Below are 13,787 nucleotides of genomic sequence, written 5' to 3'. Positions count from 1 at the left end.
AATAATGCCAAAGCATAGAATCGCATCTTGACCCTATAAATATTAGTCAAAATCGTAGTTGCTTTGGTGGCTTTCTAGTTTTAACCGGACAGCAGTGATACGATATCAGACTGTGCAGGTCAAGAGTTTTGATCATTTATTGGGGAAATTGAAATTAGGCGTTTCTTCCCCCAATTGCACGGCGCTTTCCAGATAACAACGGAGGGCGTCTTCGGCCATGGCTTTGGCTTCCGCGAGCGTTTCGCCCAATGTACAAATTTCAGGGATGGCAGGCACAACGACATTGTAGCCCCCTTCCCCCAGCGGTTCAAAGAATACAGTGTAGTTGTGCACGTTCATGGTAACTCCGTAAGAGGCGCTTGTTTTATAATGGTGTGACGCAAACTAAAAAAATCTTTATGCAATGTCAAGCATAGCAAGTGAAGTCCAACTTTCGCGCAACGGTTTTCGTAATCTCGAAAACTCGTTGCGCCCAAGTTGGACTTCGCCCTGCGCTCGGGCATTGCAAATAATTTTTGAACCAGATATATTGTCCCATGCAATTACGATATACACTATTCTTTCTGCTGGCCAACATTCCTCTGCTCACGCAAGAGCCTTTGCAAATCTCCGGCGAGCTGCGCCAGCGTTCCGAATACCGCCAAAATGCGGATTTTGATTCCCGTCTCGGCGATGAGCAGATTTTCGTGCTGCAACGCTTGCGCCTGGGATTGCATTGGCATTTTCCCAATCAACTGGCGGCATTCGTGCAAATGCAGGATAGCCGCCTGTGGGGCGAGGAGGGCAGCACCACGCAGCCGCTCAACAACACGGATGTGCATCAGGCTTATTTTGAATTGCAACGTCTGGCCGGCAAACCGCTGCGCGTGCGCCTGGGCCGGCAGGAGATGAAATTCGGCAGCCAGCGCCTGGTCGGCGTGAATGATTGGAACAATGTCGGCCGCGCGTTCGACGCGCTGCGCCTCACTTACGGCGAACACGCTACGACTCTCGATCTTTGGCTGGCGCAAATCCGCGATAAAAATGCGGCCACGATCGACGGCAATCAGGAATTTGCCGGCGCTTTTGTTTCCTCCGGCAGCGCTGCAACGCGCGTCTTCGACGCCTATGCCATGTGGCTCATCGACGATCGCGATTTTCCCATTGGCAGCAGCAGCGGCGAAGCATTGTTTCTCGGCCGCTACGGCGCGCAGCTCGCGGGCGTGCTGCGCCAGCGCCTCGAATACGAAGCCGAAGGCGTTTATCAAACCGGCAAACACGGTAACCTCGACGTGAATGCTTTCGGCCTGGTCTTGCAAGGCAAGATCAAGCTTGCCCAAAAATGGTCGCCGAAAATCGGTGCGAGTTACAAATTCGGCTCGGGCGATGAAAATCCCAATGACGGCAAGCTGCAAACATTGTCGACTTTGTTTCCGACGGTGCATGGGCAATTCGGTGCGGCGGATTATGCCGGTTGGAGCAACATCGCCGATGTGATGTTCTTGACGGAGCTTTCTCCCTCACCGGTTCTGCGCACTTCAGCTAAATTGCATTATCTGCGGCTGGCGCACGGCAATGATGCCTGGTATTTGGCGCGCGGTTTCGCCTTTGACAAGCGCGCAGAAACGCTGCTGCCGGCGCGCCCCGGCGAGAGCATCGAGCTGGGCTATAATTTGGATTTGCAAGTTGATTATGATTTTCGTGAACAAGTTGGATTGAGTTTGGGCGTGAGCCGTTTTTTTGCCGGCGATTTTATCAAGGCCGGCAATCCTGAAGCGGATGATTCGAACTGGGCTTATCTTTCGATTAAAATGCGGTGGTGAGTTGTGTCATGATGAAAATGAAAGTTCGTAGTGAGGCCTTCAGGCCTTGCTATCCCATGCGCTCCGAACGCCTGAAGGCGATACTACGAACGCGTTCTTCTTACCGGGATTAATTTTCGATTAACATGCGGATGTGGGTTGAGTTATGAAGAGAGTGATAGCGTTTGGTCGTCGTGCCGCCTTCTTACGAGATGCTGTTTTCAATGTGGAATTGTTGTCCTTGGCATTCGCCCACAAGGGGCGAGGACTACTAACCTTTGCGCTGACGCTTCTCCTCTCCGCCTGCGCGCAACGTGGCACACCCATCGCGCCGGAGCCAGAAGAAACCTTGCTGGATCATCCCACTTCTGCATTGCCGGAAAAATTTTCACAAACCGGTTTATATCGCGATCCCGTGCAAGAAATTCCAAGTGATCGCGTCATGGCCTATGAGGTTCGTTATGCGCTTTATTCGGATGATAATGAAAAAAGCCGTTACTTGTTTTTGCCGCCGGGCGGCAAAATTGCAAATCACAATGCGCAAGAATGGGAGTTTCCGGAAGGCACGCTGTTCTTCAAAACGTTTTATTTGACTGCGATGGGCAATCGCGCCGTGCCCAAGCGCAAGATCGAAACGCGCGTGCTGCAGCGCCGCAGCAACGGTTGGCAGGTGGGCGTTTATCAATGGAACACTGCCGGCGACGAAGCATTCTTGACCAACGGCAGCGAAATTCGCCTGCCGTTTCAATTGCCGCTCGGCAATTACGTTTACACGATTCCGAGCCGCTTGATGTGCCTGGCCTGCCATCAACCGCAAAAAGACTTTGTTATTGGTTTTGAGATGATTCGGTTGAGCGGCGTTTTGGATGAGAACGGCGGCGAACAACTGCGCCGTCTGGCTGATCGCGATATTTTCACGCAACCGATCGCTGACACCAAGATTGAAATTCCCGGCCCGGAAGTGGAGCGTGAGGCCATCGGCTATTTGCACGGCAATTGCGCCAACTGCCACAATCCGCATTCACCGGTTTTCAGCACCACGGCGCTGGATCTGCGTTTCACCTTGTTGAAAGAAAACACCGTTAATGTTCGACCGGAAAAATTTGCCACGAATGATTCAACTCAGGTTCGCATCAAACCGGGCGCGCCGGAGGAAAGTCTTTTGTTTCAACTGCTCGCGCGCACATTCGACGACGGCACGCAATTCATGCCGCCGCTGGGAACGAGCCGGACGGATACGGTGGGAATCGATTTGGTAAGAAGGTGGATCTTGTCGTTGGGAACAGCGAACTGATTGCCTGGCACGGAATAAGTTGATGCCGGCGGCGTTTTATTGCTCAAAGGTGTAATTGCTCACCAGCCAGCGGCCCTCGGTGCGCGTAGTATTCACAAGAATCTCGCGATGCATTTTCCCCGAGCCCTGGCGCGGCTCGATGGTAATGTGATAAGCGAACGCCACGTGTTCGGCGTCATTGTCCGTGCGTGCTTTCAATGAAAAATCGATAAACGGCTTCAGGCTGTGAAATTCCCGTTCACCGTCTTCGAAAGCGCGCGCGCTGCCTTTGAGCGATTCGATTTCTTTGCGCAATTTGTCCGCAGCCAAACCGTTGGAAATTTCCAATGCACCGGCTTGATTCAATTCAATCAGATAGCGATAACAGAACGCATCGGCAATCTCGCGGGGATCGTTGCGCACACCGCATGCTAAAATTAGCGCCGTGAGCGTGAGAGATTTCAAACAATGGAAGGCTCGTATTTTCATAAAGTCGAGAATCTACATTGCCGGATAAATTTATTAGCCAGATGTTCATGTCATCTTGCCACAGCTTGGCTGACAAAATAGCGCCGTGACCGCCGAATGTCAAGCGAAAACATGCTTGACATTCCAACAGGTGAGGATTATATTGCGCGAGTTTTTTAGGCAGGCAACAATTCATTGTGGAGAAGATTATGAAGAAAACGTTGTTGGGCATTGCTGCGATTGCTGTGATTATTTTTGCGGGTTTTCTGCTGCTGCCGCAACAAGGCGCGGTGCAAAGTGCCGTGATTCCGGTTTCCGGCATGAGCTGCGACAACTGCGCGGATAAAATTACCGAGACCTTGCACGAACTCGACGGCGTCGAATCCGCCGAAGTGAGTTTCACAAAAAGTGAAGCAAGCGTGAAATTCAATCCGGCGGTGACGAATGAAGCCGCCATCATCGGCGCGATTGAAAAGCTGGGTTATCAGACCACGACGACTTCCGGAGACGCCGTTGCGCCCAAGGCCACATGTGAACCGGAAGGCAACGCCGGCACAAGTGATTGTTGCGCGCCCAAAACCAAGTCTTCAAATACCTGATAGCCGCCAGCACCATGAGGCTGCCGTCCCTTCATAAATTTAAAAAATGAAGCCCCGCCTCTTCCCGCGCCTGAGGTTTTTCACACGGGCAAAAGGGGCGGGGTTTCGTGTTAACAGACTTCCGCCATTGCCGTACACGACATGCGACTCAAGCTCATCCTCAGCCTTCTCGTCAGCGCCGTTTTTACGTATCTCGCTTTTCGCAATATCGATTTCGCTTTGATGTGGCGCACGCTCTCGCAGGCCAACTATTGGCTGCTGGCGCCGGGCTTGCTGTTCATGTATGTGAGTTTGTGGTTGCGTGCGTTGCGTTGGGGGTATTTTATGAAACCCATCAAGCCGGTGGGGTTTCAGAAATTGTTTTCGGCAATGATGATCGGTTATTACGGCAACAATGTTTTTCCTTTTCGCCTGGGCGAAGTGTTGCGCGCCTATGCCATCGGCCAATCCGCGGGCGTGTCGCGCATGGCCTCCTTTGCCACGATTTTCGTCGAACGCATTATCGATGTGATTTCGTTGCTGCTGCTGCTGGGGGTGTCGCTGCTGTTTCATGATTACCCCGCCTGGATTGAAAAAGGCGGCGCGATTCTGTTGGGCGTTACAGTTGCCTGCACCGTGTTCATTGTTTTTTTGATGAAGCGCACGGAAAGAACCCTCAGCTTCGTCATGCGCCTGTTACGGCCGTTTCCCGAAAAGGTGAAGCAGGTCGTGAGCAAGTTGCTCGCCTCATTTTTGGAGGGATTTGGTGTTTTCAAGAAATCCGAGCATTTTGGTACGATCACCTGGCAATCGTTTGCCATTTGGCTGTGTTATGCCGTGATCGTGTACGTTACGCTCGAGGCGTTTGAGCTGAACAGCCGCTACAACATGCCGCCGGGCGCGAGTCTGGTGATTTTGGTGATGACGAGCATTGCGATCATGGTGCCGGCGGCGCCGGGATATGTCGGCTCGTTTCATTGGGTTTGCCAGCAATCTCTCATGCTGTTTGGCATCTCGGCGAGCGAGTCGCTTAGTTTCGCCGTCGTGTCGCATGTCGTGAATTTCGTTCCCATCACCTTGCTGGGTTTTTATTATTATTATCGCCAACATCTTGACCTGCGCCAAGCCGTCGCGAACGAAGAAGGCGAAGGGTCAAATGGCGCGGGGCAAAGCCCATCTCCCAACTCCCACGAGGACAAACGCCTGCCCGTCCGGGAAGAAAATTCCACGCAAGCTTGAATATGCCTCCTGATCAACACGAGCGTGCGACGATGCTTGTCACGCTTGCCATTTTTCTGCAAGTCTTGCTTGCCGCGCTCGACACCACGATCGTGAGCACCGCCATGCCAACGGTTGTCGCAGCGCTCGGCGGCTTGAATTTATACAGCGGTGTTTTTTCGGCTTACCTCATCGCCAGCACCATTGCCACGCCGATTGCGGGCAAGCTGTCGGATCAATTCAATCGCAAGAACATGTATCTGGCGAGTATTGTCGCGTTTCTCGTCACCTCAATGCTCTGCGGCGTGGCGCGCAACATGATCTGGCTGATTGTCTGTCGCGCGCTGCAAGGCCTGGCCGGCGGCACCATGTTCGCCATCTCGCTGAGCCTGGTTGGCGTGATTTATCCGCCCCACCAGCGCGGTAAAATTCAAGGCTTCATCAGTTCGTTGTGGGCGATTGCAAGCATGATCGGCCCGCCGCTCGGCGGTTACGTCGTACAACATTTTTCCTGGCGCTGGGCGTTTTACCTGAATCTGCCGATTGGCATTCTTGCCATGGTGTTCATCCATCGGTTTTTGCACGATCCGGCGCATCCGCACAAACATGTTAAAGTCGATTACGCCGGAGCGGCGCTGCTCGTCCTGATGGTGACGGGCGTTATGATTTTATTCAACAATCTCGAGGCGATCTCGCGCATTGTTCTTTTGATCGCCTTTGCTGTGATCGCCGCGCTTCTGTTTTGGCTGTTGCATGTCGAGCGCAAAGCCGCTGCGCCCATCGTGCCGCTGGCATTGCTGCGCCAAAGCGATATCGCGGCAGCCAATCTCACCACGTTCATCATGGGCGTGTGCGCGTTCAGCTTGATCGTGTTTGCGCCGCTCTTTGTGCAGGGTGTTCTCTCCGGCACGGCCACGCAGGCCGGGCTGGTTTTGCTGCCGTTCAGCATCGGCTGGGGGTTGGGCAGTTTCGGCTCCGGCCATTATATGCACCGGTTCAGTTACCGCGCCATTGCGATGTCTGGGGTTGTGTTCATGGTTGCGGGGTTTGGCTATCAAACCCTGTTTTTGCACACAGCCTCGTTTTTTCAGTTGGCTGCGGTCGGTTTTTTCATTGGCATTGGAATGGGCATGGCGACGAACGCGATCACGGTCGCGGTGCAAAACACCGCGCCGCCGGAACAGCTTGGCACGGCCACCGCCTCCACGATTTTCTCCCGCGCGCTCGGCGCCGCCATTGGCGTCAGCATTCTTGGCGCGGTTCTCGCGCATCGCGTTGCGGCAAACGTCGGAGGCCCGGCTGCCAATGGCGGCTTGGCGGAGGTGCGTGCGCTGTTGTTGCCTGAAACCCGCGCGCACATTTCGACGGAGGCCCTGGCGCATTTGCAAACGGGTTTGGCCGGCGGGCTACACTTCGTTTTTGGCATTTGTTGTGCGCTCGCGGCTCTCACATTTTTTGTGGCCATGCGCGTCTCCGCGCAACGGCCCCAGGTAGAGATAAAATCCGCGAATCCGGCCATTCAATAGTAGTAAATGAGTAATCGCCTCACAGACCCAAAAGCGCACGGATTTTCCGAGCCGCTTAACTAAAGCCTGCAATTGGCTTTGACGGACTTGTTTGGAACCATTGACAAGGCCAGAAAGCTGTTGACTTTTAGGCATGGATTTTCTATGTTCCAGCTTTTCTTGGACTGCTGAGCGGACGATAGGCAACAATGAATGTGAGCTACGCATGTTTTTGGGTCCGTGGACTCACCCCTTCATTTACCTCTGGCGGGTTGGCGCGTAAAGAATGTGCGCACCGGCTAGCGGTCAAAAAGATGATGAAGTCATATGATGAAGAAAAAACGCCAGCGTCTTATTTCCATTTTGCTGATTCCCGACGATAATGCTGAACCGTACAGTTTTCGCTTGAGTTGGACGAAAGCCAAGCTGTTCATGGTCGTCGCAGGCATTTTGACGCTTCATCTGATTGGCGGCGCGATTGGCTATTATCAGTTCTTTAAAGTCAGCAATGAAAACGCCGAGCTTGAACGTTCGAACACCCGCTTGCTCGATGACAATAAGCGCGTTTATCGGCTGTCTGCTCAACTCGAAGCCATGGATCGTGATCAGGGCAAAATCATGAGCCTGCTGGGCGTCGATAACCACACCACCAGCCGCTCGACATTGAATGCGTCGATTCTGCCGAATGTCGCAGCCGCATCAGAAGCTTCTTCGGATGATGAAACGCTGCCGCCTGCGGTTACGACGGCCAATGAAATCGAGAGTACCGGCCGGCTGTTAGTGCCGAATGTGAAAGAAAGCAGCAAATATCCCGAAAATATGCCGACCCTGCTGCCTGCGCAAGGTTTGTTGAGTGAAGCGTTTTCACAGGATTGGAACTTTCCGCTGCAAGCGCACACCGGAATTGACATTGCCGGCAAACGGGGATCCGTGGTGGTTGCGGCGGGAAGCGGTTTCGTTGTTTTCGCAGGCTGGCACAAGGATTTGGGAAATTTGGTGATCATTCATCACGGGGATGATTTGTTCTCATATTACGGTCACAATGACCGCCTGCTCGTGCGTGAAAAAAGATATGTCAAGCGCGGCGATCCCATCGCGCTGCTGGGCAGCACCGGACGAAGCTCCGGGCCGCATTTGCATTTTGAAATTTCGCAAGCGGGCAGGTCGATCGACCCCCGCGCCTATGTTTTGACCTTGCGCACCAATGACGCTCACTAGATAAATTTGGTTTTTGATACACCAACTCGAGGCGATGATGTTAGGAAAAAAAGAAATGGAAGACTTTGATAAGGGCGGAGACCTGAACACCATTATCGGCAAAGGCTCCATCGTCGAAGGCTCGATCAAAGTACAAAGCAGTTTGCGTATTGACGGGCGGGTCAAGGGTGATATAACCGCCACCGATTCGCTCGTGAATGCCATTGTGGGCGGACGCATCAAAGGCAAAGTTTTCGCCAGCGGCAAAGTCGTGCTGGAAGCAAAATCGTCTTTCAACGGTGAAGTGAAGGCTTCAAAACTGGTGATTGATGAAGGCGCTGTTTTCGATGGCGTCTGCTCGATGAGCGACGACTCCAAAGTGCTGGCGCTGCCGGAAAGCGCCGACGGACGCCCGCGCATGTCGAATGCGAATCGTCCGGGCCGCCCGGAAATGAATATTACGCATCAATAAATACGTGTGGCCATGGCAAAGCCAGACCCCAAAGATTTTCTCCGGGGTATTCAAACGGCCGTTCCGTATCTTGACCTCGGCCTGCGTTTTGCCCTCGCAGTGGCGCTAGGCGCGCTGGGCGGATATTGGCTGGATCTCAAATTGTCGAGTTCGCCCATCGGCTTGCTTATCGGTGTGATTTTTGGCGCCACCGCGGGCTTTATTAATTTGTACCAAAATGTGATGCGTTTAACCAAAGCGGAAGACCGGGCCAGGCGGGAGCAGGGCAAGGGAACGCACAAGTCTTCGGCTTGAATGATTGAATTGGAATACCGTGCTGCTATTCTTGGCCTCGTCGCCTGAGCTGGCTGAAGCTTCAACACCTGAGAGTTTCGGATATGGTCTCGCTATCGGGGCGGGCATGGCCGTCATCGGATTTTTGGCCTTGAAATGGGCGAGCACGAAATCGCAAAAGATTTTCATGGGTGTTTTGTTCGGTGGTTTCGTGTTGCGCGTGATGATTGTCGGCGCGGCGTTGTTTTTCGTTTGGAAGTTTTCGTCGCTCGATCTTACGGTGTTTGCCGCTTCGCTGGTCGGCTCTTATTTGATTTTTCAGATGGCAGAAACATATATTTTGCAAAGACATTTTAAACGCCTCAAATCCATAAAAAATTCATGACGCCGCTGCTGATTAGCTCCATTCTCGCACTGTTCACCCTGGCCGGCGACACGCCGCAAGAACCTTCCACCCCCGAAGCGCCGCACGCGGCCGCGACTCACGCACCGCAGCACGAAGAGGCGCATCACCCTGAAGAGGAAAGCATCGGCCAGTTTATTCTTCATCACATCGGTGACGATAATAAACTGGATTTCCACCCGATCGGCGAAATTCACCTGCCGCGTTTCGAATTGTTCGGCATCGATCTTTCGATCACGAAGCATGTCTTCATGATGATGTTTGTCGCGCTGATTCTGTTTATCGCGCTCTCCGCAGCAGCTCGCCGCAACCGCCCGGGCAGCGTTCCCACCGGTTTTGCCGCCATGATTGACGCGGTTGTCGAGTTCATTTACCGCGAGATTGCCATCCCCAACATGGGCGCGAAGCTTGCCGCGACGTACATGCCCTATCTCTGCACCGCTTTCTTCTTTATTTTAACGTGTAACTTGATCGGCCTCGTGCCGTTTGCCGCCACCGCCACGGGCAATGTGAGCGTGACGGCGGCGCTGGCCTCTCTGACGTTTGTTCTCACCCAGTTTGCCAGCATTCGCGCCCACGGTTTGGGCGGTTATTTGAAGCATCTCACCGGGGGCGTGCATCCGCTCATGTGGATCGTCATGGTGCCGGTCGAGATTCTCGGGTTGTTCACCAAGCCCTTTGCGCTCTGCATCCGACTTTTTGCGAACATGACGGCCGGTCACGTCGTCATCCTGGCATTGATCAATCTCATTTTCATCTTCAGCAAGAACGGCGAGAATTTTTGGGCAGGCCTCAGTATTGCGCCGGTGTCGGTTGCCTTCAGTTTATTCGTCAATCTTTTGGAAATACTTGTCGCCTTTCTGCAAGCGTACATCTTTACGCTGTTGTCGGCGCTGTTTATTGGTTTTGCGGCTGCTCATTCAGAGCACCATGAGGAGGAGGCCCATCCCGCCCAGGCGGGACATCCGCACTGATGCCGAGGCGCTGTGCGGTTCGCGCCAGCGCAGCTTCGCGTCGCGATCTTCGTTTGGGCATCTGAAACTCCCTGCAAAAGCTGTCGCTTGTTTCATCCCGTTGTTTTGCCCGGCAATGGGAACGGGATAAATACGTACCGGAATTCGGCTGTCAAGCAATTGTCAATAATAAACTCGATCAATGGTATTCAACACTGACGGAGGAATTCGCCATGGGTGAATTCGGTATGGCACATTTGGCCGCCGGCATTGGCGCCGGCATTGTAGCAATGAGTGCAGGTTTTGGCATTGGTAAAATAGCAAGCGCCGCCATGGAAGCGATTGGCCGCCAGCCGGAAGCGGCGGCTGACGTGCGCGGTTCGATGATTATCGCCGCCGCCCTTATCGAAGGCGTCGCGCTGTTCGGCGAAGTGATCTGCTTTTTGCTTGCCGGCAAATAATCAGGCTCGGGCATTGGCGCGTGTCTATCCCGCATGGCATAACTGCCGGGCGGTTGCGTTTGTCAGGATGTTGTGATGGACGATTTTATTAACAATCGCCCGGACGGCGAGAGTTGGGGACGGACACGAACCAGCTCACGGGTGTTGGGTTGATCATTGTTCAATTTCCAGATCAAACATGTTAAAGCTAGAACCAGGCCTTATTATTTGGACGATCATTATTTTCAGCATTCTGGTGTTGTTGCTGCGCTGGAAGGCATGGAACCCGATCGTCGCCGCAATTGACGAACGCACACGCCGGATCAAAGATTCGCTCGACCGCGCTGAAGAAGCGCAGAAGAATGCCGAGCGCATGCGGCTGGAGTACGATCAGATGATCGCAAAAGCCCGGCAGGAGGCGCAGGACTTGATCGCCAAAAGCCGGAAATCCGCGGAAACCGCACGCGATGAAATCGTGCAAAAAGCGCAGGCCGAAGCCGAAGCCATGGCGCAGCGCGCCAAACGCGACATCTCGCTGGAGCGTGAAAAAGCGTTGGAGGAAATCAAGCGCACCGCGGGCGAGCTTTCCGTAAATATTGCAGCGAAGATCATCGGCAAATCGCTGAACGCCAAAGATCATCAAGATCTCGTGCGCCAGGCGTTGCAGGAAATTCGTCCGCTCGTGGGCGAGCCGAATTAAACCAGCGGGAAGCTGCGGAGGACTATCTTTACATGAAAGAAGGCATTCTCGCGCAACGTTACGCCAAGGCGCTGTTCGCCCTCGCGCTGGAGCGCAACCAACTCGAACCGTTGCGGCGTGAGTTGTATGAGTTCGTTACCACCGTGGAAGAGAACCGGGAATTGAGCCAATTCCTGCGCTCGCCGGAAAACAGCCGCGCCGAAAAACGCGCTGCCATTGCGCAGGTGTTTCAGTCGCGCTGTTCGCCGGTGATGTATAATTTTCTGCTCTTGCTGGCGGAAAAGGGGCGCGTCGGCGCCTATCGTGAAATTCATCAGGCGTTTCAGAAACTCCACGACAAGCATAGCCGCAAAGTGAAGGCCCTGGCAATTTCGGCGGTGCCGATGGCACAACCGGAGTTGGATGCGCTCAAAAAAGATCTGACGAACGCCCTGCAGATGAATTTCGAGATTGAAAACCGCGTCAATCCTGAAATACTCGGCGGCTTGATTCTCGATCTCGACGGCAAGATTCTCGACGGCTCGGTGCGCCTGCAATTGGAGCGGTTGCGCGCCGCCATGTACAGCAGGCGGAATTAGCATCCTAACGTGAAGTTGACCGCGGCGTTTTGAAGGCTTGACGCTCAATCTTTTCAATGCGCGGCAACAAGTAAACCTGGCTGGCGCCAGCCGGGCTTTGCCAATCAAATATCCTGGAGATGTGATTGCATGGAAATTCGTCCGGATGAAATCACTTCGATTCTAAAAAAACAGATCGAAGGATTTGAACGAAAAATCGATATTGCCGAAGTCGGCGAAGTCATTCAAGTGGGCGACGGCATTGCCCGCATCTACGGCCTGGAAGGCGTGCAGGCGAGCGAGTTGGTCGAATTCAAGAACGGCGTGATGGGTATGGCGCTCAACCTTGAAGAAGACAATGTCGGCGTCGTGCTCTTCGGGCGTGACACGGAAATTCGAGAAGGCGATACGGTGAAGCGCACCGGACGCGTGATGGATGTTCCGGTCGGCCCGGAGCTGCTCGGGCGCGTCGTTGATCCGCTCGGCAATCCGCTGGACGGCAAAGGCCCGGTGAACACGAAACAGCGCGGCCTGCTCGAGCGCAAGGCGCTAGGCGTGGTGCAGCGCCAGCCCGTGAAAGAGCCGTTGCAAACCGGCATCAAAGCCATTGACGCGATGATTCCGATTGGCCGCGGCCAGCGCGAGTTGATCATCGGCGATCGCGGCACCGGCAAAACCGCAGTAGTGATCGACGCGATCATCAACCAAAAGGGCGGCGATGTGAAGTGTATTTATGTAGCTGTCGGTCAGAAGGCCTCCTCGGTGGCGCGCGTCGTCAAGACGCTGGAAGACGCCGGCGCGATGGATTACTCCATCGTGGTGGCGGCCAACGCCAGCGATCCGGCGCCCCTGCAATTCATTGCGCCTTACGCCGGCGCGGCCATGGGCGAGTATTTCCGCGATCACGGCCAGCATTGCTTGGTAGTTTATGACGATCTTTCCAAACACGCCTGGGCCTATCGCCAGGTTTCGTTGCTGCTGCGCCGCCCGCCGGGCCGCGAAGCGTATCCCGGTGATGTGTTTTATTTGCATTCCCGTTTGCTCGAACGCGCCTCCAAGCTCACCGACGACATGAATGCGCTGCGGCAATTCGGCGTGGTCAAGGGCGGCGGCTCGCTCACGGCATTGCCGATCATCGAAACGCAAGCCGGCGACGTGTCCGGCTATATTCCCACAAATGTGATTTCCATCACCGACGGCCAGATTTTTCTCGAGGGCGATTTGTTTTATGCGGGCGTGCGTCCGGCGATCAACGTTGGCATCTCGGTGAGCCGCGTCGGCGGCAATGCGCAAATCAAAGCGATGAAGCAAGTCGCCGGCCGCCTGCGCCTCGATCTTGCGCAATACCGCGAACTGGCCGCGTTTGCCAAATTCGGTTCGGATTTGGATAAATTCACGCAACAGCAACTGGCGCGCGGCGCGCGCATGGTGGAAATTCTGAAGCAGGGCCAATATGAGCCGGCCTCGGTGGAGAAGCAGATTGCGATTATTTTTGTCGGCACCAGCGGCCTGCTCGATGAAGTTCCCGTCGATCAAATCCAGCGGTTCGAAAAAGAATATCTCACGTATATCGAATCCAACCACCCCGACATTTTTGAGACGCTGCGCACGAAGCAGGCCATCGATGATGAGTTGAAGGCCAAATTGACAGGCGCGGCAAAAGATTTCCTGCAAATTTTTGGCGGCAAGGCATAAATGGCGACGTTACGCGACATTAAACGCCGGATTGGCAGCGTCAAGAGCACGCAGCAAATCACCAAAGCCATGAAGCTGGTGGCGGCCGCCAAGTTGCGGCGCGCGCAAGAGCGCATGCTGAAGGCGCGGCCGTATGCGCGCAATCTCGACGAAATTTTGGGCCACGTCAGCGCGAAAGTCGATCCGGGCTTGCACCCGCTGCTCACCGTTCACGAGGAGCCCAAGCACATTGCCTTTGTCGTGATCACCGGCGATCGCGGGCTGGCGGGCGCGT

17 protein-coding genes are annotated in these 13,787 nt (G+C 54.3%); 15 read left to right on the top strand and 2 right to left on the bottom strand.

Annotation, left to right across the window (positions count from 1 at the left end; translation table 11 throughout):
• Positions 1–132: 132 nt before the first annotated feature.
• Positions 133–333, bottom strand: a complete 201-nt coding sequence (locus FBQ85_22540; protein MDL1877920.1) for a type II toxin-antitoxin system HicB family antitoxin — start codon at positions 331–333, stop codon at positions 133–135.
• A gap of 203 nt (positions 334–536) precedes the next feature.
• Here FBQ85_22540 and FBQ85_22535 point away from each other — a divergent pair, with 203 nt between their 5' ends.
• Entirely contained in the window at positions 537–1,802 is a 1,266-nt protein-coding gene (locus FBQ85_22535; GenBank protein ID MDL1877919.1) for a hypothetical protein, read from the top strand.
• 220 nt (positions 1,803–2,022) lie between these two features.
• Positions 2,023–3,075 (top strand): hypothetical protein, encoded by a 1,053-nt coding sequence (locus tag FBQ85_22530; protein MDL1877918.1) that lies wholly within the window; start codon positions 2,023–2,025, stop codon positions 3,073–3,075.
• 36 nt (positions 3,076–3,111) lie between these two features.
• On the opposite strand, the gene FBQ85_22525 is transcribed toward FBQ85_22530, so the two are convergent.
• On the bottom strand, positions 3,112–3,543 hold the full coding sequence (locus FBQ85_22525; GenBank protein MDL1877917.1) for a hypothetical protein: 432 nt from the start codon (positions 3,541–3,543) through the stop codon (positions 3,112–3,114).
• Positions 3,544–3,731: 188 nt separating this feature from the next.
• On the opposite strand from FBQ85_22525, the gene FBQ85_22520 reads away from it, so the two are divergent.
• From FBQ85_22520 to FBQ85_22460, 13 genes are all read left to right on the top strand, one after another.
• On the top strand, positions 3,732–4,121 hold the full coding sequence (locus tag FBQ85_22520; GenBank protein ID MDL1877916.1) for a heavy-metal-associated domain-containing protein: 390 nt from the start codon (positions 3,732–3,734) through the stop codon (positions 4,119–4,121).
• 141 nt (positions 4,122–4,262) lie between these two features.
• Positions 4,263–5,339, top strand: coding sequence for a flippase-like domain-containing protein (locus FBQ85_22515; GenBank protein ID MDL1877915.1), 1,077 nt, complete (start codon positions 4,263–4,265; stop codon positions 5,337–5,339).
• Positions 5,340–5,341: 2 nt separating this feature from the next.
• Positions 5,342–6,844, top strand: coding sequence for an MFS transporter (locus FBQ85_22510; protein MDL1877914.1), 1,503 nt, complete (start codon positions 5,342–5,344; stop codon positions 6,842–6,844).
• A gap of 306 nt (positions 6,845–7,150) precedes the next feature.
• Positions 7,151–8,041 carry a M23 family metallopeptidase gene (locus tag FBQ85_22505; protein ID MDL1877913.1) on the top strand — a complete coding sequence of 297 codons (891 nt, stop codon included), beginning with the start codon at positions 7,151–7,153 and terminating at the stop codon, positions 8,039–8,041.
• A 34-nt stretch (positions 8,042–8,075) separates the two neighbouring features.
• Positions 8,076–8,492, top strand: coding sequence for a polymer-forming cytoskeletal protein (locus FBQ85_22500; GenBank protein ID MDL1877912.1), 417 nt, complete (start codon positions 8,076–8,078; stop codon positions 8,490–8,492).
• 12 nt (positions 8,493–8,504) lie between these two features.
• Positions 8,505–8,786, top strand: coding sequence for an AtpZ/AtpI family protein (locus FBQ85_22495; protein ID MDL1877911.1), 282 nt, complete (start codon positions 8,505–8,507; stop codon positions 8,784–8,786).
• 19 nt (positions 8,787–8,805) lie between these two features.
• A complete protein-coding gene (locus tag FBQ85_22490) occupies positions 8,806–9,150 on the top strand; it encodes a hypothetical protein (GenBank protein MDL1877910.1) in 345 nt (114 codons plus the stop codon).
• Positions 9,147–10,142 (top strand): F0F1 ATP synthase subunit A, encoded by a 996-nt coding sequence (atpB, locus tag FBQ85_22485; protein ID MDL1877909.1) that lies wholly within the window; start codon positions 9,147–9,149, stop codon positions 10,140–10,142. Before FBQ85_22490 ends, atpB begins: the two co-directional genes overlap by 4 nt.
• A gap of 212 nt (positions 10,143–10,354) precedes the next feature.
• The gene (locus FBQ85_22480; protein ID MDL1877908.1) at positions 10,355–10,582 is read left to right on the top strand and encodes an ATP synthase F0 subunit C; all 228 of its coding nucleotides are present in this window, start codon (positions 10,355–10,357) and stop codon (positions 10,580–10,582) included.
• Between the two features lie 178 nt (positions 10,583–10,760).
• The gene (atpF, locus tag FBQ85_22475; GenBank protein MDL1877907.1) at positions 10,761–11,261 is read left to right on the top strand and encodes a F0F1 ATP synthase subunit B; all 501 of its coding nucleotides are present in this window, start codon (positions 10,761–10,763) and stop codon (positions 11,259–11,261) included.
• 32 nt (positions 11,262–11,293) lie between these two features.
• Positions 11,294–11,839, top strand: coding sequence for an ATP synthase F1 subunit delta (gene atpH, locus FBQ85_22470; GenBank protein MDL1877906.1), 546 nt, complete (start codon positions 11,294–11,296; stop codon positions 11,837–11,839).
• A 129-nt stretch (positions 11,840–11,968) separates the two neighbouring features.
• Positions 11,969–13,513: a F0F1 ATP synthase subunit alpha gene (locus tag FBQ85_22465; protein MDL1877905.1), complete on the top strand. Its 1,545-nt coding sequence runs from the start codon at positions 11,969–11,971 to the stop codon at positions 13,511–13,513.
• Positions 13,514–13,787: F0F1 ATP synthase subunit gamma (locus tag FBQ85_22460; protein ID MDL1877904.1), on the top strand; the 274-nt coding region annotated here is incomplete at its 3' end.

This window comes from Cytophagia bacterium CHB2, assembly GCA_030263535.1.
Classification (GTDB): domain Bacteria; phylum Zhuqueibacterota; class Zhuqueibacteria; order Zhuqueibacterales; family Zhuqueibacteraceae; genus Coneutiohabitans.
This window is presented reverse-complemented; position numbering and strand designations above follow the sequence as displayed.

Bases quoted from the DNA above. Each gene is read 5' to 3' on its own strand.
- FBQ85_22535 (MDL1877919.1), top strand. From the start codon at position 537: ATGCAATTACGATATACACTATTCTTTCTGCTGGCCAACATTCCTCTG.
- FBQ85_22525 (MDL1877917.1), bottom strand. From the start codon at position 3,543: ATGAAAATACGAGCCTTCCATTGTTTGAAATCTCTCACGCTCACGGCG.
- FBQ85_22520 (MDL1877916.1), top strand. From the start codon at position 3,732: ATGAAGAAAACGTTGTTGGGCATTGCTGCGATTGCTGTGATTATTTTT.
- FBQ85_22515 (MDL1877915.1), top strand. From the start codon at position 4,263: ATGCGACTCAAGCTCATCCTCAGCCTTCTCGTCAGCGCCGTTTTTACG.
- FBQ85_22510 (MDL1877914.1), top strand. From the start codon at position 5,342: ATGCCTCCTGATCAACACGAGCGTGCGACGATGCTTGTCACGCTTGCC.
- FBQ85_22505 (MDL1877913.1), top strand. From the start codon at position 7,151: ATGATGAAGAAAAAACGCCAGCGTCTTATTTCCATTTTGCTGATTCCC.
- FBQ85_22500 (MDL1877912.1), top strand. From the start codon at position 8,076: ATGATGTTAGGAAAAAAAGAAATGGAAGACTTTGATAAGGGCGGAGAC.
- FBQ85_22495 (MDL1877911.1), top strand. From the start codon at position 8,505: ATGGCAAAGCCAGACCCCAAAGATTTTCTCCGGGGTATTCAAACGGCC.
- atpB (MDL1877909.1), top strand. From the start codon at position 9,147: ATGACGCCGCTGCTGATTAGCTCCATTCTCGCACTGTTCACCCTGGCC.
- FBQ85_22480 (MDL1877908.1), top strand. From the start codon at position 10,355: ATGGGTGAATTCGGTATGGCACATTTGGCCGCCGGCATTGGCGCCGGC.
- atpF (MDL1877907.1), top strand. From the start codon at position 10,761: ATGTTAAAGCTAGAACCAGGCCTTATTATTTGGACGATCATTATTTTC.
- atpH (MDL1877906.1), top strand. From the start codon at position 11,294: ATGAAAGAAGGCATTCTCGCGCAACGTTACGCCAAGGCGCTGTTCGCC.
- FBQ85_22465 (MDL1877905.1), top strand. From the start codon at position 11,969: ATGGAAATTCGTCCGGATGAAATCACTTCGATTCTAAAAAAACAGATC.